Origin of the sequence: Achromobacter sp. HZ34, assembly GCF_002209485.1 — a bacterium.
Taxonomy (GTDB): Bacteria; Pseudomonadota; Gammaproteobacteria; order Burkholderiales; family Burkholderiaceae_B; genus Bordetella_C.
In genome coordinates this window covers 201,728-225,409 of the sequence record NZ_NJIX01000010.1, presented here as the reverse complement: position 1 = coordinate 225,409, position 23,682 = coordinate 201,728, and the positions used below count along the sequence as shown (strand labels likewise).

The window sequence follows — 23,682 nt, the reverse complement described above, 5'->3', positions numbered from 1 at the left end:
GGCAAAGGAATCCACGATGAAATCCCCCGGCGGCAATGTCCCCATGCTGAAGGTATCCGGACTTACCGTCCGCCTGCGCGGCGCCCATGGCGAATCCGGACGCGCGGTGGTGCAGGATGTCAGCTTCGATGTCCATGCGGGCGAGACCGTCTGCGTGGTCGGCGAGTCGGGCTCGGGCAAATCCGTGACGTCGATGACCGCCATGGGCCTGATCGACCGCGCCGCGCTGCATCCGGCAGCCGGCCGCATCGAGGTCGACGGCGAGGATGTGCTGCAAGCCAGCCCGGCACGCATGCGGGCGTTGCGCGCATCGACCTTGTCGATGATCTTCCAGGAACCCATGACCGCGCTCAACCCGGTGCAGCCGGTCGGCCGCCAGATCGACGAGGTCTTGCGGCTGCACACGCCGCTGGACCGGCGCCAGCGGCGCGAACGCGTGCTGGCCATGATGGCGTCGGTGCATCTGCCGGACATCGAACGTATCTACCGGTCCTACCCGCATCAGCTATCCGGTGGCCAGCGCCAGCGCATCGTGATCGCCATGGCCCTGATCCTCGGTCCCAAGGTGCTGGTCGCCGACGAACCGACCACGGCCCTGGACGTGACCACGCAAAAGCAGATCCTGACGCTGATACGCGAGTTGCAGGCGCGGCACGGCACGGCGGTCGTCTTCATCACCCACGACTTCGGCGTGGTGGCCGAGATCGCCGACCGTATCGTGGTGATGAACGCCGGCCGTGTGGTGGAAACCGGCACCCGTGACCAGATCCTGGCGCAGCCGCGTGAAGACTACACGCGCATGCTGGTGTCTTCGGTGCCCAGCCTGATTCCGCAGGTGCGCGAAGCCGTCGCCGACAAGACCATCCTGTCCGTGCGCGGGCTGGGCAAGCATTACGGCGGCCACGGGCTGTCGTCCGGCCTGGGCCGCCTGCTCAAGCGATCGGGCCAAGGCCAGGGCGGCGTGCAAGCCGCGCAGGATATTTCCTTCAGCCTGCGGCATGGCGAGATCCTCGGCGTCGTGGGCGAGTCCGGTTCCGGCAAGTCGACCGTCGCGCGCTGCGTGGCCCAACTGATCACGCCGTCCAGCGGCAAGATCCAGCTGCACGGCCAGGACCTGGCGGACCTGGACGGCCGCGCATTGGCCGCCCTGCGCAAGCGCATCCAGATCGTGTTCCAGGATCCCTATCGCAGTCTCAATCCGCGGCGGCGGGTCGGCGACTCCATCATCGAAGGGTTGCTGAACTACGGTACGCCCCGGGCGGCCGCCATAGCCAAGGCCGCCGAAGCCTTGAACCTGGTCGGCTTGCAGCCCGACGCACTGCAGCGCTATCCGCATCAGTTTTCCGGCGGCCAACGCCAGCGCATCTGCATCGCCCGGGCGCTGGTAATGGAACCGGATGTGCTGATTGCCGACGAAGCAGTGTCGGCCCTGGACGTATCCGTGCAGGCGCAGGTCCTCGAACTATTGGAATCCGTGCGCCGCAAGGTGGGCGTCGGCGTGCTGTTCATCACGCATGACCTGCGCGTGGCCGCGCAGATCTGCGACACGCTGGTGGTCATGCAACACGGCCGCATCGTCGAGGCCGGCGCGGCGCGCGACGTCCTGGCACGGCCATCGCATGCCTATACGCAGGCCCTGATCTCCGCGGCACCAGGCAAACATTGGGATTTCCAACACTTTCAACCCGTTGCACAGGCCGCTTAGCGATGGCCTGGACGGGGCGCATTTCTGAAACGATGGGCTGACGCGATGGTCATCGCAACGCCTTATCGCATCTTTTCAACGCAATATCCAACATTACCCCAGCGGAGAAAGTGACATGACGCGCATCGCGTATGGCGGTTTTCAACACGAAACGAATACTTTTGCGCCCGACAAGGCCGCGTACAACGACTTCGTGGTGGGCGGGGGCCGTCCCAGTCTGGCATCGGGGGCGGCGCTGTGGCCGGCCATCGCCGGCGCCAACCTGCCGGCGGCAGGCTTCGCCCAGGCGGCCATGGACGGCGGCGCTACCCTGGTACCGACCACGTGGGCGGCCGCCAGCCCGTCGGCCCACGTCACCGACGGTGCCTTCGAACGCATCGCCGGCTTGATCGTCGCGGGCATCAGCAGCGCGATGCCTGTGGACGCGGTATACCTGGACCTGCATGGCGCCATGGTCGTGGAAAGCTTCGACGACGGCGAAGGCGAATTGCTGCGCCGCGTTCGCGCCTGTGTCGGCCCCGACATTCCCGTCGTGGTCTCGCTGGACCTGCACGCGAACGTCACCCGCCAGATGCTGGATATGGCGGACGGCCTGGTGGCCTATCGCACCTACCCCCACGTCGACATGGCGGAAACCGGCCGCCGCGCCTACGCCTTCCTGCGCCAGCGGCTGGCGCACGGCAAGCGCTTCTGCCAGGCCGACCAGACCTTCGATTTCCTCACGCCCATCTGCTGGCAATGTACCGACATCGAACCGGCGCGCGGCCTCTACCGGCAGGTGGCCGAACTGGAATCCGTGGCGACGCATGTCTCTTACGTGGAAGGCTTCCCCGCCGCCGACTTCCCCGAATGCGGCCAACGTGTCTGGGCCTATGCGCCCACGCAGGCAGCCGCCGATGCCGCCGTTAAGCAGCTGGCCGGCGCCGTAAACGAATCGGAATCGCGGTTCGCCGGCAAGTTGTACGAGCCGGACGAGGCCGTGCAGTACGCGATGCGCGCCGCTGAAGCGGCCGGGAGCGCTGCCCGCCGTCCCATCGTCATCGCCGATGCCCAGGACAATCCGGGCGCGGGCAGTAACTCGGACACCACGGGCATGCTGCGCGCGCTACTGCGCAATGGCGCCAAGCGCGCGGCGATCGGGCTGATCGTCGATCCCGCAACGGCGCGCCAGGTCTGCGCGGCGGGCGCTGGCCAGCGCATCAAGCTGGCGCTGGGCGGCCATGCCGGCCTGCCCGACGACAGCCCGCTGGAAGAAGAATTCCTGATCGAGCAGGTTTCCGACGGCAAGTTCGACGCCACCGGTCCTTTCTATGGCGGCATCAAGTTCGACCTGGGCCCGTCGGCCTGCCTGCGTATCCAGGATGTGCGCGTCGTGGTCGCGACAAACAAGGCGCAGATGGCCGACCAGGCCATGTTCCGCTACGTCGGTATCGAGCCCACGGAGCAAGATATATTGGTGGTGAAGAGCGCGGTGCATTTCCGCGCTGACTTCGCGCCCATCGCCAAGGAGATCATCGTGGCGACCGCACCGGGCTCCATGCCCATGGCGGTCGACGCATTGCCATGGCAGCACCTGCCCGCCCACATGCGACTCGGACCCAACGGGCCACGGGCCGGCGAGCGCATGTAATCGATGTTGGCCAGGCCGGGCCGCGTCAGGCCGGCCCCAGCCTGGCTCGCCCGCCATTTCAGCGGGTAAGGGCTTGGGTCAGCCGCTGCTGCGACACTCGTCCACCCAACAGCAGCACCATGACGTTGGCCAGCAAGGCGACCAGGCCCGCGCTGAATCCCAGCAAAGGGGGCTGCGTGAAATACAGCACCAGCGCAAGCCCCTGGCCGGCCAGTATCCCCGCCAGCAAGGCGCCCTTGCGGACGCGCCAGCCAAACAGCGCGATGATGACGCCCGGAAAGAACTGGGTGATGCCGTTATAGGCGGTATTCAGCAAGGTCACCATCAAGTTGGACGTCGTCAGCGACAAGACGATGGACAACAGCAGGTAGATGATGATCACCGTACGCGCGCATCCCTTCTGCCTGGACTCCGGCAGATCGGGCACCAGGTTGCGCGTGGACATGGTGCTGATGCACAGGCACACCCCGGCGAGCACGACCAGCGCCGATAGCGAAGCGGCAGCGGCGACGATGCCCAGCGACCAGTTCGGCAGCACGCTGGTCGCGGCGGCGAAGAAGGCTTCATTGGGCGAGGTCAGCTTGAGATTGGCGCTGATGGCGTAATACGAAGCCAGCACCAGGAAGGGAAACATGAACATGTACAGCGGCATGCCGATAAGGCTGCGGCGCAGCGTATCCGGCCCCTTTGCCGTGAAGATGTTCTGCACGTTGAAAGGCAGCACGTAGAACCCCAGCGATTGCAGGAATATCGTGCTCATGGTGAAGCACAGGTCCTGCGTGTTCATTGTCGTGCTGAACTTCGTGCTGGCGGCATCGAAGACCGGCTGCACGCCTGCCTCCAGGCCCACCGCCACCCCCACGGCGACGATGGCCACGACCATCAACACATCTTTCAATATCGACACATACGCCGAACCGCGAATGCCGGAGATCGCCACGTAGAGAAAGGCCAGCACGGCGGCGATGCAGACCAGAAAAACCGGATCGAAATGCCAGCCCAATGCCTTCAACGCGGCCATGAGGCCGGTGAATTGCAGTTGCCCCCACGGCAGCAGAAAGAGGATGGCTGTCGCTGCCACCACTTTCTCCAGGACACGGCTGTCGTAGTAGCCTCGAAATAGATCCGGTAGCGTGGTGGCATCGTAGCGGCGGCCCAGCTCCCATATTTTGGGAGCCATTAAGTAGCCGACAGGGTACGCCAGCAGCACATAGCCAAGAAACCAGACGCCGTATAGCGGCCCCTTGGCGTAGATGCCGCCGGGCAGGCCAGCCATGGTGGTAATGCTGTAGATCTCACCCGCGGACAGGAAGAAGACCAGCGCGGCATTGAACTGCTGGGAGCCGACGAAAAAATCCTTGGCGGACTGGCGTCCATGGCCGCCCTTGGACAGCATCGACAATACGATCGAAAACGCCAGGAAGCCGATAAAAATAGCGGTTGACACATTCATCCCCTTAACTTGATTTGAGCGTTGTGCGCGCCGCGCTCACTAGGCTTCGGCGTGGCCCGAACCCGCGTCGAACCACCGGTAGCACAGGTAGAGGCAACCAGAGGTGAGCAGGAACCAGGTGAACATCCAGAAATAGGCGAACGGAACGCCGCCGACAGACCGGCCAACCGAAACCACCCACGGCAATGCGCCGAGAACGCCGACGAATGGCGTGACGAGTCCTAGCAGGATCTTGAACATTTTTTCCCCTTGTACGATTCGTTCCCCCGGCGCCGCGACAACCGGGGTGCTACCGGTCAGGCCCGACAGTTCAGGCCCGACAGTTCAGACCCCTTTGGCCTGGGCGGAGGCATCCTGGGGCGGAGCGTAAGCGCCGGGGCCGTCGTAATTCACGACGGTTTCCCCTTCTCCGACCCGGACGAAGACGTAATGAACGTCATCGCCACCTTCGAGAATCTGGCAGCGATGGATCGCCCGGCGCGGGAAATAGGCATAGTCGCCCTTGCCGATCTCGAAGGACTTCTCGCCGTGTTCGCCATGGTCGACGCGGATCCGGCCGGACAGCATGAACATGACGCTGTCGAACTCCTTGTGGTGATGCCACTGGCTGGGGGCATCCAGCGCGGTTACGTGACACTGGCCGACCCAGAGTTCGCCCGCCTCCAGCGCCTTCTTGCGTACCTGCCCGGGCGTTAACGGCCCCTCTTCCAGTTGGTCGGCCTTCACGTAGCCGATTTCCGTGAACAGTCCTGTGCTCATGAGTGTTTTCCCTTATTAATCATCGAGTTCTCCTCTGGTTGTAGGAGGAGTCCGGCTACTCTAAACTCGCGCAATGAAGATATCTGGCCAATTTTTGTCGCCAACGAGACAAGCCGAGATTGAGCCCTTCGAGACCGCGACACGACCCGTGGTTGGGTTCTCGCGCGATTACGAAGCGGGTCTTTGGTCGGGCTTCCACAGCCATCCGCGAGCACAGCTGATGTATGCCCTTTCAGGCGTGATGCGCCTGGACACGCTGGACACCAGCTATGTCGTGCCTCCCACCACGGCGCTGTTCCTGCCCGCGGGCGCACAGCACGCGATGGGGATGGATGGGGCCGTCGCGCTGCGTGAGCTTTTCCTGACCGAGGACGCCGCACGGCGCGTGGGCCACCAGCCCAAAGTGATATCCGTGTCCGGACTGCTGCGCGAAGTGATCCTGGCCGCGTGCGCCGAGCCGGTGGACTGGGAGCCCGAGGGCCGCGGTAAGCACCTCGCGGAGCTGGCCCTGGACGAGATCGCGCGCGCGACGCCTTTGCCGCTGGGCCTGCCGCTGCCGCGCGACCCCAGATTGCGTAAAGTCATCGAGGCCTTGCGCAAGCGACCGCATGACACGCGCAGCCTCGAAGCATGGAGCGAAGTCGCGAACACGTCACCGCGCACGCTGGCGCGCCTGTTCCGTGCGGAGTTGGGATTGAGCTTCAGGCAGTGGCGCCAACAGACGCGCCTGACCGAGGCCTTGCGTGCCTTGACCTTGGGCACCTCGCCCACGCGGGCCGCCGCCATTGCCGGCTTCGAAAGTTCACCTGCATTCGGTGCTGCCTTCCGCGCGCATTTCGGCATCACGCCGGGGCAGGCACGCAGGCTGCAAACCGGCCTCTCGTCCTGAACCCTTTGTATTTGCCCTTCTCATCAAGGCATCATGAAAATCGATCTATCCGCCCTGCAGATGCTGGTCGCCGCCATCGAGGAACGCAGCCTGTCCAAGGCGGGCGAGCGCGAGAACCTGGTGACATCGGCTGCCAGCAAGCGCATCGCGGAACTCGAACGCCAGGTGGGCACGGCGCTGCTGGTGCGCCATAACCGCGGCGTCGAGCCCACGCCTGCCGGGGCCGCGCTGTATCACAAGGCCCGCGCCATCCTGCAGAGCGTACGTACCCTGGAAGACATGTGCGAGGAATTCTCGCCGGACGGGATTCCCAAGATTCGCCTGGCCGCCAACCGTTCCGCCATCATCGAATTCCTGCCCAGCGACATCGCCCACTTCCAGTGCGCCGTGCCACGCTCACGGGTCGATCTGGTCGAGGCCTATAGCGGCGATATCCCGCGCATGGTGTCAGACCAGGAGGTCGACCTGGGCATCTACCACGCCAGCGGGCCGGCGCCAGGGGTCTTCTCCCTGCCCTATCGCACGGATCGCGTGGTGCTGGTGTTGCCGCAAGGGCATCCGCTGGCGCGGCCAGGAGGAGCCAGCCCCACGGCACTGTATCTGGACGAAGCGCGCGCGTACGATTTCCTGGGCTATTTCCCGCGGCACTCTTTCGAAGCGTTCATGGAGCTGGCCGGGCCCACCCTCAGCGGCCCGCTGAACGTCAAGATCCAGGTAGCCAACTACGAAGCCCGCTGCCGCATGGTGCGCGAAGGCCTGGGCATCGCCATCATGCCCGAGCCCATCGCGGATACATACCTGAGCCTGCTGGGCCTGGTCAAAGTGGCGTTGAAGGATGAGTGGGCCGCCCGCCAGTTCTACCTCTGCGCACGCGACCGCCTGCAAATGCGGCCCGCGGCGGGAGAACTGTTCGAGTTCCTGGCGACCACGCATAAACAGGACGATGGACCGACGGCCTGAGTTCCAAGAACCAAGGAATGGATTTCAGCGCAAGAAATCAGCGACCGAAATCAAGCGCGAACATCACTCATTGAATCCATACAAGCGCGCCGGGTTGCCCACCAGCACCTGGCGCCGCAACGCTTCGTCGGGCAGCCATTCGCCCAGCAGGTTCAGCAAGACGCCGTCATCGGGCATGTTGGCGTTTTCGTAGTAATTGATGTGCGGCCAATCGGTGCCCCACACCACCCGCTGCGGATTGGCCCGCAGCAGCGCCTGGGCAAAGGGCGTGATATCCCCATACGGCGGGCCGCCCGCGGTGTTGCGGTCCGCGCCGGAAATCTTGGTCCAGGCCCGCCCGGCGCGCAGCAGTTCGCACAGGTAGCGGAAGCCGGAATCCTCCACGCCTCGCGCGGTATTCATGCGGCCCATGTGATCGACCACCAGGTCTATCCCCGGCTTCAACAGGACCGGCGACAGTTCAGGCAGGTCCGGCGCGTGCACCCAGATCTGCGCATGCCAGCCGCGCGCCTTCAAGCGCGGCGCCAGCGCCTCGAAATCCGCCAGGCCCACGCCGTTGCGATAAACCGCCTTGCCTTCGTGTTTGTACAGATTGAAGCGCGCGCCCCGCACGCCGGCCGCGGTCAAGGCGTCCAGTTCCGCGTCGCTGATTTCCGCGCGCACCACCGCCACCGCGCGCAAGCGGTCCGGATAGGCGCGCAAGGCCGCCAGCACATTGCCGTTGTCGTCGCCCTGGGCACTGGCGGTCACCAGCACGCCGCGCGTCAGGCCCAGCCGGTCCAGGTGCGCGATGAATCGTTCGGCGCCGTTTTCCGGCGGCGTATAGCTGCGATCTTCCGCCAGCGGAAAGGACGCGTACGGGCCGAACACGTGGGCATGGCAGTCGCAGGCGCCGGCCGGCGCGACGAAGCGCGGCGCGGTGATCTCGGCATGGGGAGGCAGGCAGGCACGGGTCATGTCTTCACTCGCTTTATTTCAGATTGGAATCGTTGCTGCGCGCAGGCGCGGCCGCCGCGGCCCGCGGCCGCGGTCTTCAACGTTACTCGGGCTTCAACGCACCCGACGTGATCAAGGGCTGCAGCTTTGCTTCTTCGGCGGCGATGATCTTCACGCTCTGGTCCAGCGTGGACTTCACCACCTGCGAGCCGGCCAGCGCCAGCTGATGCTGCACGGCGGGATCCGCCACGGCCTGGGCCAGCGCGTCGTTGAGCTTTTGCCGCACGGCCACCGGCGTACCCTTGGGCGCGACGATGGCGGAATAGGTCACCATCTCGAAGCCCTGCTTGCCCAGCTCGGCCACCGTGGGCACCTGTTGCAGGTCCGGCACCCGCTTCGACGACGTCACCGCCAGCGCGTTCAGGCTGCCGCTTTGTATCTGCGGCAAGGAGCTGGTCAACTGATCGACCATGGCATCCACCTGCCCACCCAACAGATCGCTCAAGGCCGGGCCCGAGCCCTTATAAGGCACCAGCGTCAGCTTGATGCCAAAGTCGCGCTGCAGCAGCAAGGCCGCGATGTGATTGGTCGTGCCATTGCCGGAATGGCTGACGGACAGCTCTTGCGGATGCGCCTTGGCATAGGCGATGAAACCGGCGAAATCCTTGATGTTCTTTTTGCCGCGGGCCGGCACTTCCAGCACCGAGGGCACCACGGCCAGCATGCCCGCCGGCTCGAAATCCTGCAGGCGCACCTTGGTGCCCGGCACCAGCGTCGGATTCACCACCAGGGGCACGATGGTGGTGGACAGCAAGGTATAGCCGTCCGGCGCCGACCGCGCCACATTGCTGGCGCCGATCGTGCCGCCCGCGCCGCCCAGGTTCTCGACGACGATGGATTGCTTGAGAATCCGCGCCATGGCCGTGCTGATGGCGCGCGTGGTGATGTCCAGGTTGCCGCCGGGCGGATACGGCACTACCAGGCGGATCGGCTTGTCGGGATAGCTATCGGCGGCGTGGGCGGGCGCGATGGCGGCCACGCCGATAAGGAAACCGATGGCCGGCACGAGGCCGGCCAGCGTCCGCCGGACGCGAGCATGCTGCTTCATTGTCAACTCCATGCTTGTTATGGTCGACGCATCTGGCGTGCGTCATGCGAACCGCCCTTGGCAGCGTCGTGCCAAGGGCTGCCCCGCCGGGCCATGCCGTTCAGGTACGGTAGGAAGGATCCACGCGATCCATCAGGCGCAGCAAGGCCGGCCATTCCATCTGGCCGTAGGGCCGGCGGGTGCCCGGCTGGTACTGCTTGTAGGTGGCTTCCTGCACTTCCTTGGAGACGTAATGCAGCGGCGCGTTGCAGGCCATGGCGGCCAACTGGGCGCGGCAGGACAGTTCCAGGCGGTGCATCCAGTTGAAGGCTTCGCCTATGGTGCGGCCCACGGTCAGCAGGCCGTGGTTGCGCAGAATCAGCGCCTCGTTGTTGCCCAGATCCTTGCACAGCGATTCTTTCTCGCTGAGGTCCAGCACCACGCCTTCGTAATCGTGATAACCGATCTTCAGGAAGCGCATCGACGTCTGGTTCAGCGGCAGCAGGCCACAGTCCAGCGAAGACAGGGCCATGCCCGGCCAGCTATGCGTATGGATCACGCAATCGACTTCCGGACGCGCCTCGTGAATGGCGCTATGGATGACGAAGCCGGCACGGTTCACGCCATAGGACAGGTGCGGGCCGAAATCGGGCTTGCTCAGGATGTTGCCGTCGTGATCGATCTTCAGCAGGCTGGAGGCGGTGATTTCCTCATACAGCAGGCCGTAGGCATTGATCAGGAAGGAACCGTCCTCGCCCGGCACACGCAGCGAGATATGGTTGGCCACCATGTCCGACATCCCATAGTGCGCCACCAGGCGATAACAGGCGGCCAGGTCGACCCGGGCTTCCCATTCAGCCTCGGAGACCTTGTCCTGCATCGAGGAAATCTTCAATTCATGCTTCATCATGGCGAACCTCTCGGAGAGCAAAAACGCGGGCCGCGCTTTGGCGGCCGACCCGCACAGATTAAACACCAGCCTGCGCCTGGCTTTGAATTTTCGAGAAAGCGGCGTTTCCCCCGCTTCGATGGTGCAGCGCAATGAGTTGGCTGAGGAAACTCCAATCGTCGCGCGAATTCAACGCAATTACGCCAGGCACCGCCTTCCCTGGGGGGCAGTTTAGAGGGAGCGCAGCCCCCTCCAAACCGTTTTGGGAGACGCTGCGTGCGCGTAGCGGAAAACCCGGACATACGCTGGCGCGCCCCGAAAGCCGCGCCGGTCAAACTCCCATCTTCGTGGCGAAGTCGCCGATGTCCTCACCCATCTCGTCCCAGTCTTCCTCGGCCCGCAAGTCCTTGGACTGGTGCACGCCATATTCGGTCGGACGATGGATATACCCCGTGCGCAAGCCGTTGGCGCGCGCATGGCGCAGGTCGTTATTGTGGGCGGCCACCACCATCACCTGTGAGGTCGGCAGGCCCAGGAATTCGGCCACGCCAAGGTACATCTCGGCGTCCGGCTTGTAGTGACGCACGATGTCGGAAGAAAACACGCAATCCCAGGGCAGGCCGCCGTGCTTGGCCATATTCACCAGGCAAGGCACGCTGCCATTGGAAAAGGTGGAGATGATGTATTTGCTCTTGAGCCGCCGCAGACCCGCCACGCTGTCGGGCCAGGGATCGAGACGGTGCCAGACGCGGTTCAGATGATCTTTTTCCGCCTCCGTCAGCCCCTCCACCTGGAATTCCTTCAGCAGGACATCGAGCCGTTCGCGATGCAGCACATCGACACTGGTCCAGGGCCGCAAGCCTTTACGCACCGTGTCCATGCCCGGTGCGTAGCCCGCCCGCCAGGCATCGGCCATGGCCACCCAATCGGCGTCCAGGCCTTTGGCGCGGCCAAGATTGCGCAGTTCGTGGATCACCGTGTCGCGCCAGTTCACCACCGTACCGAAGGTGTCGAAAACCAGCGCCTTGATGGGGGCGCTGCCGGCCAGCGCTTCGTTCGCGTTCTGTTGTGCCATGCATGTCTCCTCTTGGAAGTGCTCAGCATACGGCCGGGCGGCCGACAAGAAACTGACCGCGGCAAACGTCAAAGGGTGGCGTTGTAGCGCTCCGCCATGGCATCCAGTTGGGCCAGTACGCTGGCGCGCGCGCCCTCGGCGTCGCCGCGCGCGAAGGCTTCGTGCATGTGGCGCATGTATCCCACGGTCTGTTCCCGCATGGCGCCGTCGGCCACCGTCAGCAGACGGGCCATGAGCACATGGTCCAAGAACCGTTCGATGGTGTCCACCAGCGCCTGATTAGGCACCATGGCCATCCAGGCAGTGCGAAAGCCGGCCTTGTGCCGCAGGAATGCCGCATTGTCCTGGTCCGCATGGGCCTGCTCCGCCAGCTCCAGCTGCTGCTTCAGATTCTGTACGCCGACCTCGCCGGCACGCCTGCAGGCCATGACCGCCGCCGGCGGTTCGACCAGCCGCCGCACCTCGAAAGCCTCGTTCATCTGGCGCGGGGTAAAGCGCCGCAGCATGAAGCCGCGCGCCGTGCTCTCCAACGCACCTTCGTTCTTGAGCTGCATCAGTGCTTCGCGCACCGGCATGCGCGAAATGTTCAGACGGCCTGCTATCTCCTGATCGACCAGTCTGTCTTCCAGGCCGATCTCACCCTGCTGTATCCGTTCACGCAGCATCTGATAGACGCTTTCACGCAGATTGGGAGGACGTTTGACGCCAGCCCGGGCCGATGCGAGGGTTTCCATCGCGATTCTCCGACTTGTCGCCGGGAACCCGGCGGCGGTGCATGCCCAAAGGACGGCCTGGCCAAAACCAGGGGCCTGGGGTGAAACCTGAGACGGGTACTGCCGTGGCTTGATACTAACCGCGAATGCTCATCAGTAAACGGCCAGCAGACTAATTTTCCTTGTTCCCGCCCAGGCCCAGGTAGCTTTCCACCACGCGGGGGTTGTCGGCCAACTCATGCGCGGGACCGGCCAGCACCACCTCTCCGGTTTCCAGCACGTAGCCATGATCCGCCACCTGCAAGGCGGCGCGGGCGTTCTGCTCTACCAGCAGGATGGCCACGCCGCTCTGCCGCAAGTGCGAAATGATGTGGAATATTTCCCGCACGATGCGGGGCGCCAGGCCCAGGCTGGGTTCGTCCAGCATCAGCAGGCGCGGTCGCGCCATCAGGGCCCGCCCCACCGCCAGCATCTGTCGTTCCCCGCCGGACAAGGTACCGGCCTGCTGCGCACGTCGTTCGCACAGGCGCGGGAACAGGTCGAAGACTTCGGTGAGCGTGCCCCGCCAGCCCGCTTCGCGCGCGCGGTAGCGGCGAAAACCGCCCAGCAGCAGATTGTCTTCCACGGACATCGTGGCGAAGAGCTCACGCTTTTCCGGCACCAGCGACATGCCCGCACCGACGCGCCGCTCGACCGGCCAGCTCGACACGTCCTCGCCGGCGTAGTGCACCGACCCGCTGGCCTGTCCGCTGCTGGGCAAGGCGCCCATGATGGCGTTGAGCAGGGTGGATTTACCGGCGCCGTTGGCGCCGATCACCGTGACGATGCTGCCGGCCGTCACCGAAAGCGATGTCGTGCCCAGCGCGGCCACCTTGCCGTAACGCGCGCTCAGGCCGTCGATGCGCAGCAATTCATCGGCGTTCATGATGGCTCTCCGTGGGTCATGGGCGCTGAGGGTGTCGCCGCTGCGGGTGTCGTATTACCAGGCGCGCCGCTGGCCAGGTCCAGTTCTTCGTCCACGCCGCCCAGATAGGCTTCCAGCACCGCCGGATTGGCGCGCACTTCGGCGGGCGGCCCTTCGGCCAGCTTGGTACCGAAATCCATCACCACCAGATGGTTGGTCAGCCGCATGACAAAGTCCATGTCGTGTTCAACCAGCAGGATGCTCATGCCTTCGGCGCGCAGTTGTTCCAACACCTCGGCCAGCGCCTGCTTTTCCTTGTAGCGCAGCCCGGCGGCCGGTTCGTCCAGCAGCAGCAACGTAGGATCGCCGGCCAACGCTCGTGCGATTTCCACGATACGTTGCTGGCCCAGGGCCAGGTTGCCGGCCTGCTCGTACAGGTAATCGCCCAGGCCCACGCGTTGCAGTTGCCGCGCGGCTTCGTGCAGCAATTGCGCCTCGCTGGCGCGATCGGTGCGAAACACGCCCGACCAGATGCCGCCAGCGACGCGCAGATGGGCGCCCAGCGCCACGTTTTCCAGCACCGTCATGCCCGCCAGCAGTTGCACATGCTGGAAGCTGCGGCCAACACCGCGCCGGGCGATGTCGCGCGCGGACAAGGTGTCCACCCGCTCGCCCATGAAACCGACCTTGCCGCTGGTAGGCCGCAGCACACCGGTGATCAGGTTGAAGGTGGTGCTCTTGCCGGCGCCATTGGGGCCGATCAGGCCGACGATTTCACCGGCGCGTACCTTGAAGGAGATATCGTTCACCGCCACCAGGCCGCCGAACTCCTTGCGGATGGCATCCACTTCCAGCACCAGCTCGCCGGCGCCCGCCTTTTCGCGGTTGCCCAGCAGCGCCGCCGCGGCCGGCGGCGCAAGACGGCGTCTCCCAGTGTCGCGGCCCAGGCGCGCCCAGGCATTTGCCAGGATGGGCCAGACGCCGTCGCGCGCGTATTGCAGCATCAGGATCAGCAGCACGCCGAAGACGATCAGCTCGAAATTGCCCGTGGTGTTCAGCAGGCGCGGCAGCCAGTTCTGGATCTGGTCCTTGAGCACCAGGATGATGCCCGAGCCCAGCACCGCGCCCCACACGTGCGCCGCACCGCCCACCACCGCCATGAACAGGTATTCGATACCGTAGTTCAGGCCGAAGGGGCTGGGACTGACGGCGCGCTGCATGTGCGCGTACAACCAGCCCGACACGCAGGCCAGCAGCGCGGCGTAGACGAACACCGCCACCTTGTACGCGTTGGTGTTGACGCCCATCGACTCGGCCATGCCGGCACCGCTGCGCAGCGCGCGGATCGCGCGCCCCGGCCGCGAATCGAGCAGATTGCGCGTGCCCCACACGGCCAGCAGCACCAGCAGCCAGATCAGGTAGTACATATGGCGGCCGCTGGACAGCGACAGCCCCAGGAAGTCCAGCGCCGGCACGCCGGCGATGCCGTCATAACGACCCAGCATATCGACGTTGCCGTACAGATAGAACAAGGCCAGGCACCAGGCGATCGTGCCCAAGGGCAGATAGTGCCCCGACAGGCGCAAGGTGATCGCGCCCAGGACGTAGGCGATCAGCGCGGTCGCGGCCAGGGCGGCGGGCAGGGTCAGCCAGGGCGACCATCCCATGGCGGTGCTCAGCCAGGCGGTGGCATACGCGCCGATGCCGACGAAGGCAGCCTGGCCAAAGGACGTCAGGCCGGCCACGCCGGTCAACAGCACCAGGCCCAGCACGACCAGGCTGGCCAGGCCGATGTAGTTGAGTTGCGTGATCCAGAATTCGGGGGTCGGCGGCAGCAAGGGCAGCACGGCCAGGACCAGCAGGAAGGCGATGAGGGGAATACGGTTTTTCATGGCGTGGCCCGGCTCACTCTTCGTCATGCGCGGGACCCGCGCGCAGGGACAGCCACAGCAGCACCGGAATGATCAGCGTGAACACGATGACTTCCTTGTAGGCGCTGGCCCAGAAAGACGAGAAGCTTTCCAGCAGGCCCACCAGGATGGCACCGGCAGCCGCGGAGGGATAGCTGGCCAGCGCGCCGATGATGGCGCCGACGAAACCCTTCAGGCCGATGAGGAAACCGGTGTCGTAGTAGATGGTGGTAAGCGGCGCGATCAGGATGCCCGACACCGCGCCCAGCAGGGCCGCCAGCGTGAACGTCAAGCCGCCCGACATATCGCTGCTGATGCCCACCAGGCGCGCGCCGCGCCGGTTCACGGCGGTGGCGCGCAAGGCGCGGCCATACAGGGTCTTGCCGAAGAACAGCCAGAGCGCCGCGATCAATACGGCCGCGGTGCCGATGACGAACAGGCTCTGCGCCGACCAGGACGTCAGGCCCAGGTCGATCTGGCCATCGATGAAGGACGGCGTGCGCCAGCCCTCGGCGCCGAAGAACACCAGGCCCAGTCCGACCAGCACGAAGTGCACCGCCACTGACGTGATCAGCAGCACCAGCACGCTGGCCTCGGCCAGCGGACGGTAGACGACCCGATGGATCATGCCGCCCATGGGCACGATCAGCAGCAGGGTCAACAGCATGTCCACCCACAATGAGGTGTCCGGGCTGGCCAGGCGGCGCGTCAGCCAGAACAGCGCGACCGGCAGCACGACGCAAGCCAGCAGGGTGCGCGGCAAGGCGCGCCACTGGCCGCTGCGCACGGCGCGCAGCAGTTCCTGCAGCAGCACCAGGCCGCCCAGCAGAAGCAGCAGATAGACCGTGCCGGGCACTTTGCCATCCACCAGCATGGCCAGGGTCAGCGCGCCGAACGTCACGAATTCGCCCTGCGGAATGAAGATGACGCGCGTGACCGCGAACACCAGCACCAGCGCCATGCCCAGCAGGGCATAGATGGCGCCATTGACCAGGCCATCCTGCAACAGGATCAGCGCTATGGAGGAATCCATCGACGTAAAACCTTCGCCGTAGCGGCGGACCGATAAACCCGCTATGCCGGAGACCGCGCGCGGGCCCCGACAAAAGCTCACCGGCCCATAGGCCGGTGCGGCAGCGGGCCCTGTTTGGTGAGGGCCCGCCGCGGGAACGACATTCGAGTGAAAAACGGAATCAGAGGCCGGGCTGGTAGACCCACTTGCCGCCCTGCACTTTCACCATGACCCGGGCGCGCTGGTCGAAGCCGGCGTGGTCCGTGGGGCTCATGTTGAACACGCCTTGCGAGACCGCCAGTTCCTTGACGTTTTCCAACGCATCGCGCAAGGCCTTGCGGAAGGCCGGAGTGCCCGGTTGCGCGCCGGTCTTGAGCGCGACCGGAATGGCGGCCACGACCAGCTGGCCTGCATCCCACATATGGCCGCCGAAGGTGCTGACCGAACCGGCGCCGTGGACTTTCTCGTAAGCGTCGATATAGGTCAGGGCCGACTTCTTCACCTGATTGTCATCGGGCAATTGCGCGGCGACCAGCAGCGGACCGGCCGGCAGGATCATGCCTTCGCAGTCCTTGCCGCACACGCGCAGGAAGTCGCCGTTGGCCACGCCGTGGGTCTGGTAGATGATGCCGCCGTAGTTGCGGGCGCGCAGTTCCTTTTGCGGCAGGGCCGCCGGCGTGCCGGAGCCCGCGATCAGGATGGCGTCGGGGCGGGCGCCCATCAGCTTCAGGATCTGGCCGGTGACGCTGGTGTCGGTGCGGCCGTATTTTTCAGCGCCGACCAGCTTGATGCCCTTGGCCTCGGCGGCTTTCTTCGTCTCGTCCAGCCAGCTTTCGCCGTAGGCGTCGGCAAAACCGATGAAACCCAGGGTCTTGACCTTGGCCTTGACCATGGCGTCGGCCAGCGCGCCGGCCATCAAGGCATCGTTCTGCGGCGTCTTGTAGGCCCACTTGCGCTTGTCGTCCACCGGATCGACGATCTTCACGCTGGCGGCCACGCTGATCATGGGCGTGCCGGTTTCCGCGGCGACGTCGACCATGGCGATGGAGCCGGGGGTGGCGGAACTGCCGATGACGACATCGGCCTTGTCCTCGCTGACCAGCTTGCGCATGTTCTTCACCGCCTGGGTCAGGTCGGTGGCGTCGTCCAGGACGATCCACTCTATCTTCTGCCCCGCCACTTCCTTGGGCAGCAGATCCACGGTGTTGCGTTCGGGGATGCCCAACGAAGCCGCCGGGCCGGTGCTGGACACCGTGACACCTACTTTTATCTGGGCCTGCGCGGCCAACGGCAAGGCCGCGAAAAGCGCCACCAGCGTAGCTTGGCGCACGTGCTTGATCCGGATCATCTTTTGTTGTCTCCGCTAGAACGGGCGAGCGTCGGCTTCATAGGCCGGGCGCCCCGTAATGCAATGCAATGCCTGAGGAAAAAACGCATTATAGGGATAAGGCGCGGCCGGGGGCGGCCGGGTGGACGTTTCCAGGCAAGGGCTGGGTCAGCGTTCGGGCTCAGTGGCCGGGCTCAGCGGCCGGGCTCAGCGGCCGGGCTCAGCGGCCGGGTCTCAGCGGCCGGGTCTCAGCGTCCATTCATGGGCCAGACTCTCTGGACCCGGTATGCGACCAGCGCGCCGACGCCGGCCTTGGCGACATCGACCGGTACGAAAGGCAGCATTCCCATCATCGCCTTGCCGTTGTCGATGCCGGTCACCGCTGCCAGCCAGGGGGTGCCGATGGCATAGACCACCGCGACGCAAGCCATGGCGCCGACGAAATTGCCGACCACGCTGACGAAGGGATTGTCGGTGCGCGGTGCCAGCAGGCGCGCCAGGCCGCCGCAGACGGCCGAGCCCACCAGCATGCCGACCAGGAAGCCCCCGGTGGGACCGGCGAACACGCCCAGGCCGCCACGTCCGCCCGGCAGCACGGGCAGGCCGATGGCGGCCAGCACCAAGTACAGCAGCACCGCCAGCGGGCCGCGCACGGGACCCAGCATGCAGCCGGCCAGGATCACGCCCAGCAACTGCAGCGTCACGGGCACGGGTACGCCCGGCATGGGAACGGGGGGCACCAGGCTGAGAACCACCAGCAGGGCCGCGAACAGGGCGACGGACACGGTATTACGGGTGCGCATGAGAACTCCCAGTATTGATAAAAGCGGTTTACTGCGTATATGTCATAGCGTCGGCGTGAGTGTCGAGCGGCTCCGCCCCTCGACACTTTCCTTCCTACCCATCACGGGCATCGATGGCGTCGGCGACTTCTTCGGCGCGCTTGAGGGTGCGTACCAGCAAGGGCACCACCACCGCCAGGGGATGGCTGCCCAGGCCCCGCGCCGCCTGGGCCTCGCGGATCTCCTGGTAATTGCGCCAGATCTCCGGCACGAAGCGCAAGGCCAAGCCCAGCGCCAGCGCTACGCGGCCAGCATCGATCCAGCCCAGCTTCTCCAAGGGCCGCAGCACCTGCTCGCACACCTCGATCAGATCCGCCGTCCGCGTGCTCATCGTTACCGCCAGCGCCAAAGCGACCAGCGCGACCACCCGCAGCACCATCTCCAGCGCCGCCCCATGACCATTGAAATACGTGGTGAAAGCCGCCAGCACCGCCAGGATCAACACCATCCCCCGCACATGGCGCCACACCGTGGCCATCCCCACGCCGGTCGATGCCAGCAGCAGCACGGCGGCCAGGCAAGCCGCGCCCAGGATGTCCAGGCGATGCACCAGGAACAGCAGGGAACCCGCCACCACCAGCCCGCCCAGCTTGAGCCAGGCCGGCAGGCGATGCAGGCGGCTCGCGCCGTCCTGGTAAAGCGGCTCCATCATCGGCAATGCTCCCGATCGTGGTACAGCGGCGCCATCATTCGCGCTCCCGATCCCGATACAGCGGCGCCATCATCCGCAATGCTCCCGATACCAGCGCAAGGCCGGCGCCGGCGCATCGTCGACCGCGATGCGCCCGTCCACCACCACCAGCACGCGATCGAAGTCCACCAGCAGATCCAGGTCATGGCTGACCACCACCGCCTGCCGGTCCAGCCCGGCAATGGCATCGCGCACCCGATTGCGATTACGCAGGTCGAGCTGGGTGGTCGGCTCATCGAACACCACCAGGTCGGGATGCGTCACCAGCACCGCGGCCAAGGCCGCCAGTTGCCGCTCGCCCCCCGACAGCAGGTGGCTGGCGCGATCGGCCAGGTGGCCTATGCCCAACGCGTCCAGTTGGGCATCGATGCGCTTGCGCCGTTCCTGCTTGTCCGGCACGCGCCGCTTCAAGCCGAAATCCATGTCCTCGCTGACGATGGGAAAGACGATCTGGTTTTCCGGGTTCTGGAACACGAAGCCGACCCGTCGGCGCACCGCCCGTACGTCCTCGCGGGTATCGATGCCGCCCACGCGCACCCTGCCCTCGCTGGGCAGGACCAGACCGTTGAGCAGGCGCGCGAAGGTGCTCTTGCCAGCCCCGTTCGGGCCTACCACGGCAATCCGCGCTTCCGACAAGGTCAGATCCAGGCCATGCAGGACCGTAGTTCTGGCGTTCTTGACGACGGTGTGTTCAAACTCGATTAACATGGGGCGCGATTATGCCCCACCTTTGCACGAACCTCTTTGCGCGAACCTTTTACGCAGGCGTGGTGTCCCAGTCCGGTATGGATGACAAACCCGGTTGCCCACCCCGCTGTCAACGCCGTCCAGGCGCTGGCAACGCGCGCTACACTCGCCGCCGGAATGCACCCGCCGCTGTACGAGCAAGCACCCTGGCGTAACGGGGACGAAAAGGTTCCCTGGTGGTGTGCCCATAACCAACTTCCTTGTTGAATGCCGAGCCCGGCCGCATGAAAAAATTCCTGTTCGATCTATTCCCGCTGCTGCTGTTTTTCATCGCCTATTATTTCGCGGGCATTTACGTGGCGACGGGCGCCTCGATCATCGCTTCGATCGGCCAGATCATCTGGCTGCGCATGCGTGGCCAGCGCATCGAGGGCATGCACTGGGTCAATCTGGTGGTCATCGTCGTTTTCGGCGGGGCCACGCTGATCCTGCATAACGATGCCTTCATCAAATGGAAGCCCACGGTGCTGTACTGGCTGTTCGGCATCGCCTTGCTGGCCGGCCGCTTCATTTTCGGCCGCAACCTGGTCCAGCGCATGCTGGGCAAGCAGATCCAGTTGCCCGCCCCTATCTGGGACCGTCTCAATCTGGCCTGGGGCCTGTTTTTCCTGCTGGCCGGCGGCCTGAATCTTTATGTCGCATTTTCCGGTCACTTCACCGAAGCCCAATGGGTATCGTTCAAGGCTTTCGGGCTGACGGTATTGATGCTGGCCTTCGTGGTGGCGCAATCCCTTTGGCTGGGCCGATATATCGAACACCCCGCTGATGACCCTGCCGAAGCAGGCATCCAGCACCCCGCGGCGAAAAATGACGCGGCGTCGGAGAAAAATTAATGTCGGAAAACATTATCCCCACCAGCTTCGACGAAGTTGCCGATATTATTCGCAACCGTTTGAATGAACTTGATCCGGTCTCGCTGGATATTATCGACGACTCGCATTTGCATGCCGGTCACGCGGGCGCGCATGGCGGCGCATCACATCTCACGGTACGTATTGTCACCCTCCGTTTCCACGGACTTTCCCCAGTTGCGCGGCATCGCCTGGTGTATGATCGGCTGCAAGATTTAATACCTCATCCCATCCATGCGTTGGCGCTGGATACCAAGACTCCCTGAACTCAGAAGGCTAAAGGACTTACATGAAACGCATCATCCTGTTGGCAGCGGCCTGCGCGATCGCCGTTCCGGCTTTTGCCCAGAATGTGGCGACCGTCAATGGCAAGGCCATCCCGCAAAAGAATCTGGACCAGTTCGTCAAGCTTTTGGTAAGCCAGGGCGCGACCGATTCGCCGCAACTGCGCGAACAGGTCAAGCAGGAAATGATCAACCGTCAGGTTTTCGTCCAGGCCGCTGAAAAGGCCGGTATCGCCAAGCAGGATGACGTCCAGACCGAACTCGAACTGGCCCGCCAAGGCATCCTGGTGCGCGCGCTGATGGCCGATTACCTGCAGAAGCACAAGGTCAGCGACCAGCAGGTCCAGACCGAGTACAACAAGGTCAAGCAGGAACAGGCCGGCAAGCTGGAATACAAGGTGCGCCACATCCTGGTCGCCGACGAAAAGACCGCCAACGACCTGCTCGCGCAGATCAAGGGCAACAAAGCCAAGTTCGAAGACCTGGCCAAGAAGAACTCGAAGGACCCCGGCAGCGCCGACAAGGGTGGCGAGCTGGGCTGGGCCCCGGCCACCAACTATGTGCCGCCGTTCGCCCAGGCCGTGACCGCCCTGAAGAAGGGTGACGTGGCCGACAAGCCGGTGCAAACGCAATACGGCTGGCACATCATCCAGGTCGAGGACACCCGCCCGGTCGAGTTCCCGCCGCTGGATCAAGTGCGTCCGCAACTGGAAGAAATGCTGCGCCAGCAAACCCTGGCCGACTACCAGAAGTCGCTGCGCGACCAAGCCAAGGTTCAGTAAATCCTCGGTTTGAGTTAATAAAAAACGCGCCGCAAAATTTGCGGCGCGTTTTTTTTGCTGCCTGTATGCGCTGATCTCATGCAACTGTCATAGCGCGTCCTTATTGCAAGATTCTGAGCGCGGACTACTCACCACGCCCAGACCAGGCGCATCAATCGTGCTGCGACTGCACTTCCAGCGCGGGTTCCTTTTTGCGGCCCTTGCGCATGAACGAATACAACTGCCAGGCCACGATGGCGCCGATGACCGCGAACAGCGTACCGCTGATGGGCCGCGACAGGAACGTGCTGAAGTCACCCCGCGACAGCAGCATGGCGCGACGGAAGTTTTCTTCCAGCATCGGTCCCAGGATGAAGCCCAGCATCAGCGGCGCCGCTTCCATGCCCAAACGCAGGAACACGTAGCCGATCACGCCGAACACCGCGGTGACCAGAATATCGTCCAGGCTGTTGTTGATACTGAAGGTGCCGATGCAGCAGAAGAACAGGATGCACGGGAACAGCACGGTGTATGGAATCTTGAATACCGACAACCAGTAGCGCACCAGCGGCACGTTCAGGATCAACAGGAAGCAGTTGCCCACCCACATGCTCGCCACCAGGCCCCAGAACAGGTCCGGGTGGGTGCCGATCATGTTGGGGCCGGGCTGGATGCCCTTGACGATGAAAGCCGCCAGCATCAGCGCCATCACCGCGTTTTCGGGAATACCGATGGCCATCAGCGGAATGAAGCTGGTGCGGGCAGCGGCTTCGTCAGCCGCGGCCTGGCCGGCCACGCCTTCGATGGCGCCGGTACCGATTTCATCGCGGTACTTGCTGAACCGCTTGTCGGCGGCGTACGCGGCGAATTGCGCGATGGTGGGGCCGCCGCCGGGCAGGATGCCCAGGATCGAACCGATGACGCTGCCGCGCAAGGCGCTGGGGATGATGCGCTTGAACTCGCCCCAGGTGGGGATCAGCTTGATCTTGCCGTTGAAAGGCGTCAGCGTGTTCTTGGCGTCCAGGTTCTTGACGATCTCGGCGATGCCGAAGCAGCCCAGGGCGATACTGATCAGGCCCACGCCGTCCTGCAGGAAGACCAGGTCCATGGTGTAGCGCATCATGCCGCTATTGACGTCGGTACCGATGACGCCCAGCAGGATGCCGATCATGGCCATGGCCAGGCCATTGAGCAGGCTGCCGCTGCTGACGAAGCTGACGCAGAAGAAGCCCAGCATCATCAACGCGCAGTAGTCGGCCGGGCCGAACAACAGGCCAACTTCGCCCAGCGCCGGCGCCATGGTCGACAGCACCACGATGGCCACGGTGCCGCCGATGAAGCTCGACATGCCTGCCGTGAACAAGGCCAGGCCGGTCTTGCCCTTGAGATTCATGGCATAGCCGTCGATGCAGGCCACGATACTGCTGGCATGCGGGATCTTCATGGTGATGGCGCTGACACTATCGCCGTATTGGGCACCGTAGTAGATACCCGCCAGCATGATCAGCGCGCCGCTGGCCGGAATGCTGTAGGTGATGGGCAGCAGCAGGCTGATGGTGGACAAGGGACCCAGGCCGGGCAGCAGACCGATCAAGGTCCCCACCGTGCACCCCAGGGCGCAATACATCAGGTTCTCGAGCGTCAAGGCGTGGTCGAAGCCCAGCGCGAGGTTGTTGAGGATGTCCATCATAGGATCGGGAGGCTCAGGCCTAGCAGGTGTTTGAAAGCGAAGGCCACGGCGATCAGGCCCAGGGAGATCTTGACGTTGCGGACCCACGAGTAGGAGGTACCGGCCAGCGTCGAGCAGAACACCAGGAACACGATGCCGATCAGCATGTTCAGGAAGTGCGAGACGATGACGAAGCCGCACAGGCTGACCATGATGATCAGGATGTTCTTGAAGTTGTAGTTCAGCGGGACCGGTGCGACCAGGCGCGAGCGCAGGACGGTGGCGATGCCGACCAACAGCAGGCAGCAGCTGATCAGGAAGGGGAACATGCCTGGGCCGGAACGGGCGAAGGTACCCAGGGGGTAACGTGCCGCCGCGATGCCGAATACCAGGGCGAAGACGATCAGGAACAGGCCCCTGACGAAGTTGCGATTACTGAAGTTCATAGTCGGTGACTCCGTTGACGGGCCGCCTGGCGGGGATATCTGTTCATGGGTTGCTCTGCCTCCGAGATCGGATTTGCTGTTATTCGCGTGTCACGGATTGCTTTGGGTCAATGCAATGCGAGAGGCGCTGGACGCGATACTA

The 23,682-nt window shown here is 64.4% G+C and carries 24 protein-coding genes; 7 read left to right on the top strand and 17 right to left on the bottom strand.

The genetic code is table 11. The features are described from left to right. The first annotated feature begins 16 nt into the window (after window positions 1-16). Both CEY05_RS29960 and CEY05_RS29955 read left to right on the top strand, forming a co-directional pair. Window positions 17-1,705 (top strand): ABC transporter ATP-binding protein, encoded by a 1,689-nt coding sequence (locus CEY05_RS29960; RefSeq protein ID WP_088600926.1) that lies wholly within the window; start codon window positions 17-19, stop codon window positions 1,703-1,705. Window positions 1,706-1,820: 115 nt separating this feature from the next. After that, on the top strand, window positions 1,821-3,335 hold the full coding sequence (locus CEY05_RS29955) for a M81 family metallopeptidase (RefSeq protein ID WP_088600925.1): 1,515 nt from the start codon (window positions 1,821-1,823) through the stop codon (window positions 3,333-3,335). 58 nt (window positions 3,336-3,393) lie between these two features. On the opposite strand, the gene CEY05_RS29950 is transcribed toward CEY05_RS29955, so the two are convergent. From CEY05_RS29950 to CEY05_RS29940, 3 genes are all read right to left on the bottom strand, one after another. After that, entirely contained in the window at window positions 3,394-4,782 is a 1,389-nt protein-coding gene (locus tag CEY05_RS29950) for a sodium:solute symporter (RefSeq protein ID WP_088600956.1), read from the bottom strand. A 45-nt stretch (window positions 4,783-4,827) separates the two neighbouring features. Then, window positions 4,828-5,028 (bottom strand): DUF3311 domain-containing protein, encoded by a 201-nt coding sequence (locus CEY05_RS29945; RefSeq protein ID WP_088600924.1) that lies wholly within the window; start codon window positions 5,026-5,028, stop codon window positions 4,828-4,830. Window positions 5,029-5,112: 84 nt separating this feature from the next. After that, on the bottom strand, window positions 5,113-5,547 hold the full coding sequence (locus tag CEY05_RS29940; protein ID WP_088600923.1) for a cupin domain-containing protein: 435 nt from the start codon (window positions 5,545-5,547) through the stop codon (window positions 5,113-5,115). Window positions 5,548-5,767: 220 nt separating this feature from the next. Here CEY05_RS29940 and CEY05_RS29935 point away from each other — a divergent pair, with 220 nt between their 5' ends. Both CEY05_RS29935 and CEY05_RS29930 read left to right on the top strand, forming a co-directional pair. Continuing rightward, complete coding sequence (locus CEY05_RS29935) at window positions 5,768-6,436, top strand: helix-turn-helix domain-containing protein (RefSeq protein ID WP_198952949.1); 669 nt, start codon at window positions 5,768-5,770, stop codon at window positions 6,434-6,436. Window positions 6,437-6,469: 33 nt separating this feature from the next. Then, window positions 6,470-7,396, top strand: coding sequence for a LysR family transcriptional regulator (locus tag CEY05_RS29930; RefSeq protein WP_369826018.1), 927 nt, complete (start codon window positions 6,470-6,472; stop codon window positions 7,394-7,396). Between the two features lie 63 nt (window positions 7,397-7,459). Here the strand turns inward: CEY05_RS29930 and CEY05_RS29925 are convergent, their stop codons facing one another. The 12 genes from CEY05_RS29925 to CEY05_RS29870 all read right to left on the bottom strand — a co-directional run bounded on the left by CEY05_RS29925 (window position 7,460) and on the right by CEY05_RS29870 (window position 19,490). Then, on the bottom strand, window positions 7,460-8,353 hold the full coding sequence (locus CEY05_RS29925) for an amidohydrolase (RefSeq protein ID WP_088600921.1): 894 nt from the start codon (window positions 8,351-8,353) through the stop codon (window positions 7,460-7,462). Window positions 8,354-8,435: 82 nt separating this feature from the next. Beyond that, the gene (locus tag CEY05_RS29920) at window positions 8,436-9,440 is read right to left on the bottom strand and encodes a tripartite tricarboxylate transporter substrate binding protein (RefSeq protein ID WP_158219460.1); all 1,005 of its coding nucleotides are present in this window, start codon (window positions 9,438-9,440) and stop codon (window positions 8,436-8,438) included. Between the two features lie 100 nt (window positions 9,441-9,540). Then, on the bottom strand, window positions 9,541-10,329 hold the full coding sequence (locus tag CEY05_RS29915; RefSeq protein ID WP_088600919.1) for a class II aldolase/adducin family protein: 789 nt from the start codon (window positions 10,327-10,329) through the stop codon (window positions 9,541-9,543). Between the two features lie 310 nt (window positions 10,330-10,639). Beyond that, window positions 10,640-11,383 carry a haloacid dehalogenase type II gene (locus CEY05_RS29910; protein WP_088600917.1) on the bottom strand — a complete coding sequence of 248 codons (744 nt, stop codon included), beginning with the start codon at window positions 11,381-11,383 and terminating at the stop codon, window positions 10,640-10,642. A 68-nt stretch (window positions 11,384-11,451) separates the two neighbouring features. Next, window positions 11,452-12,117 (bottom strand): GntR family transcriptional regulator, encoded by a 666-nt coding sequence (locus tag CEY05_RS29905; protein ID WP_088600916.1) that lies wholly within the window; start codon window positions 12,115-12,117, stop codon window positions 11,452-11,454. Window positions 12,118-12,268: 151 nt separating this feature from the next. Next, complete coding sequence (locus CEY05_RS29900) at window positions 12,269-13,021, bottom strand: ABC transporter ATP-binding protein (RefSeq protein WP_088600915.1); 753 nt, start codon at window positions 13,019-13,021, stop codon at window positions 12,269-12,271. After that, entirely contained in the window at window positions 13,018-14,919 is a 1,902-nt protein-coding gene (locus CEY05_RS29895; protein WP_233161775.1) for an ATP-binding cassette domain-containing protein, read from the bottom strand. Before CEY05_RS29895 ends, CEY05_RS29900 begins: the two co-directional genes overlap by 4 nt. Continuing rightward, entirely contained in the window at window positions 14,906-15,943 is a 1,038-nt protein-coding gene (locus tag CEY05_RS29890; RefSeq protein ID WP_088600913.1) for a branched-chain amino acid ABC transporter permease, read from the bottom strand. The genes CEY05_RS29895 and CEY05_RS29890 overlap by 14 nt, the downstream gene beginning before the upstream one ends. Window positions 15,944-16,103: 160 nt before the next feature. Then, window positions 16,104-17,270, bottom strand: coding sequence for an ABC transporter substrate-binding protein (locus CEY05_RS29885; protein WP_088600912.1), 1,167 nt, complete (start codon window positions 17,268-17,270; stop codon window positions 16,104-16,106). 227 nt (window positions 17,271-17,497) lie between these two features. Further along, window positions 17,498-18,052 (bottom strand): biotin transporter BioY, encoded by a 555-nt coding sequence (locus tag CEY05_RS29880; RefSeq protein WP_088600911.1) that lies wholly within the window; start codon window positions 18,050-18,052, stop codon window positions 17,498-17,500. A gap of 94 nt (window positions 18,053-18,146) precedes the next feature. Continuing rightward, window positions 18,147-18,743 carry an energy-coupling factor transporter transmembrane protein EcfT gene (locus CEY05_RS29875; RefSeq protein WP_088600910.1) on the bottom strand — a complete coding sequence of 199 codons (597 nt, stop codon included), beginning with the start codon at window positions 18,741-18,743 and terminating at the stop codon, window positions 18,147-18,149. A gap of 69 nt (window positions 18,744-18,812) precedes the next feature. Beyond that, a complete protein-coding gene (locus CEY05_RS29870) occupies window positions 18,813-19,490 on the bottom strand; it encodes an energy-coupling factor ABC transporter ATP-binding protein (protein ID WP_088600909.1) in 678 nt (225 codons plus the stop codon). 263 nt (window positions 19,491-19,753) lie between these two features. On the opposite strand from CEY05_RS29870, the gene CEY05_RS29865 reads away from it, so the two are divergent. Genes CEY05_RS29865 through CEY05_RS29855 form a run of 3 tightly spaced genes read left to right on the top strand, consistent with a single transcriptional unit; the run spans window position 19,754 to window position 21,446 of the window. Further along, entirely contained in the window at window positions 19,754-20,362 is a 609-nt protein-coding gene (locus tag CEY05_RS29865) for a septation protein A (protein ID WP_088600954.1), read from the top strand. Beyond that, window positions 20,362-20,646 (top strand): BolA family transcriptional regulator, encoded by a 285-nt coding sequence (locus CEY05_RS29860; protein WP_088600908.1) that lies wholly within the window; start codon window positions 20,362-20,364, stop codon window positions 20,644-20,646. The genes CEY05_RS29865 and CEY05_RS29860 overlap by 1 nt, the downstream gene beginning before the upstream one ends. 23 nt (window positions 20,647-20,669) lie before the next feature. Continuing rightward, a complete protein-coding gene (locus tag CEY05_RS29855; protein WP_088600907.1) occupies window positions 20,670-21,446 on the top strand; it encodes a peptidylprolyl isomerase in 777 nt (258 codons plus the stop codon). Between the two features lie 151 nt (window positions 21,447-21,597). On the opposite strand, the gene CEY05_RS29850 is transcribed toward CEY05_RS29855, so the two are convergent. Then, window positions 21,598-23,112: a tripartite tricarboxylate transporter permease gene (locus CEY05_RS29850; protein WP_088600953.1), complete on the bottom strand. Its 1,515-nt coding sequence runs from the start codon at window positions 23,110-23,112 to the stop codon at window positions 21,598-21,600. After that, the gene (locus CEY05_RS29845) at window positions 23,112-23,540 is read right to left on the bottom strand and encodes a tripartite tricarboxylate transporter TctB family protein (RefSeq protein ID WP_088600906.1); all 429 of its coding nucleotides are present in this window, start codon (window positions 23,538-23,540) and stop codon (window positions 23,112-23,114) included. The genes CEY05_RS29850 and CEY05_RS29845 overlap by 1 nt, the downstream gene beginning before the upstream one ends. Between the last annotated feature and the right edge of the window lie 142 nt (window positions 23,541-23,682).

Bases quoted from the DNA above. Each gene is read 5' to 3' on its own strand.
- CEY05_RS29920 (WP_158219460.1), bottom strand. From the start codon at position 9,440: ATGAAGCAGCATGCTCGCGTCCGGCGGACGCTGGCCGGCCTCGTGCCG.
- CEY05_RS29945 (WP_088600924.1), bottom strand. From the start codon at position 5,028: ATGTTCAAGATCCTGCTAGGACTCGTCACGCCATTCGTCGGCGTTCTC.
- CEY05_RS29890 (WP_088600913.1), bottom strand. From the start codon at position 15,943: ATGGATTCCTCCATAGCGCTGATCCTGTTGCAGGATGGCCTGGTCAAT.
- CEY05_RS29925 (WP_088600921.1), bottom strand. From the start codon at position 8,353: ATGACCCGTGCCTGCCTGCCTCCCCATGCCGAGATCACCGCGCCGCGC.
- CEY05_RS29930 (WP_369826018.1), top strand. From the start codon at position 6,470: ATGAAAATCGATCTATCCGCCCTGCAGATGCTGGTCGCCGCCATCGAG.
- CEY05_RS29880 (WP_088600911.1), bottom strand. From the start codon at position 18,052: ATGCGCACCCGTAATACCGTGTCCGTCGCCCTGTTCGCGGCCCTGCTG.
- CEY05_RS29955 (WP_088600925.1), top strand. From the start codon at position 1,821: ATGACGCGCATCGCGTATGGCGGTTTTCAACACGAAACGAATACTTTT.
- CEY05_RS29895 (WP_233161775.1), bottom strand. From the start codon at position 14,919: ATGACGAAGAGTGAGCCGGGCCACGCCATGAAAAACCGTATTCCCCTC.
- CEY05_RS29875 (WP_088600910.1), bottom strand. From the start codon at position 18,743: ATGATGGAGCCGCTTTACCAGGACGGCGCGAGCCGCCTGCATCGCCTG.
- CEY05_RS29905 (WP_088600916.1), bottom strand. From the start codon at position 12,117: ATGGAAACCCTCGCATCGGCCCGGGCTGGCGTCAAACGTCCTCCCAAT.
- CEY05_RS29855 (WP_088600907.1), top strand. From the start codon at position 20,670: ATGAAACGCATCATCCTGTTGGCAGCGGCCTGCGCGATCGCCGTTCCG.
- CEY05_RS29885 (WP_088600912.1), bottom strand. From the start codon at position 17,270: ATGATCCGGATCAAGCACGTGCGCCAAGCTACGCTGGTGGCGCTTTTC.
- CEY05_RS29860 (WP_088600908.1), top strand. From the start codon at position 20,362: ATGTCGGAAAACATTATCCCCACCAGCTTCGACGAAGTTGCCGATATT.
- CEY05_RS29910 (WP_088600917.1), bottom strand. From the start codon at position 11,383: ATGGCACAACAGAACGCGAACGAAGCGCTGGCCGGCAGCGCCCCCATC.
- CEY05_RS29960 (WP_088600926.1), top strand. From the start codon at position 17: ATGAAATCCCCCGGCGGCAATGTCCCCATGCTGAAGGTATCCGGACTT.
- CEY05_RS29865 (WP_088600954.1), top strand. From the start codon at position 19,754: ATGAAAAAATTCCTGTTCGATCTATTCCCGCTGCTGCTGTTTTTCATC.
- CEY05_RS29870 (WP_088600909.1), bottom strand. From the start codon at position 19,490: ATGTTAATCGAGTTTGAACACACCGTCGTCAAGAACGCCAGAACTACG.
- CEY05_RS29845 (WP_088600906.1), bottom strand. From the start codon at position 23,540: ATGAACTTCAGTAATCGCAACTTCGTCAGGGGCCTGTTCCTGATCGTC.
- CEY05_RS29915 (WP_088600919.1), bottom strand. From the start codon at position 10,329: ATGATGAAGCATGAATTGAAGATTTCCTCGATGCAGGACAAGGTCTCC.
- CEY05_RS29940 (WP_088600923.1), bottom strand. From the start codon at position 5,547: ATGAGCACAGGACTGTTCACGGAAATCGGCTACGTGAAGGCCGACCAA.
- CEY05_RS29900 (WP_088600915.1), bottom strand. From the start codon at position 13,021: ATGAACGCCGATGAATTGCTGCGCATCGACGGCCTGAGCGCGCGTTAC.
- CEY05_RS29935 (WP_198952949.1), top strand. From the start codon at position 5,768: ATGTATGCCCTTTCAGGCGTGATGCGCCTGGACACGCTGGACACCAGC.
- CEY05_RS29850 (WP_088600953.1), bottom strand. From the start codon at position 23,112: ATGGACATCCTCAACAACCTCGCGCTGGGCTTCGACCACGCCTTGACG.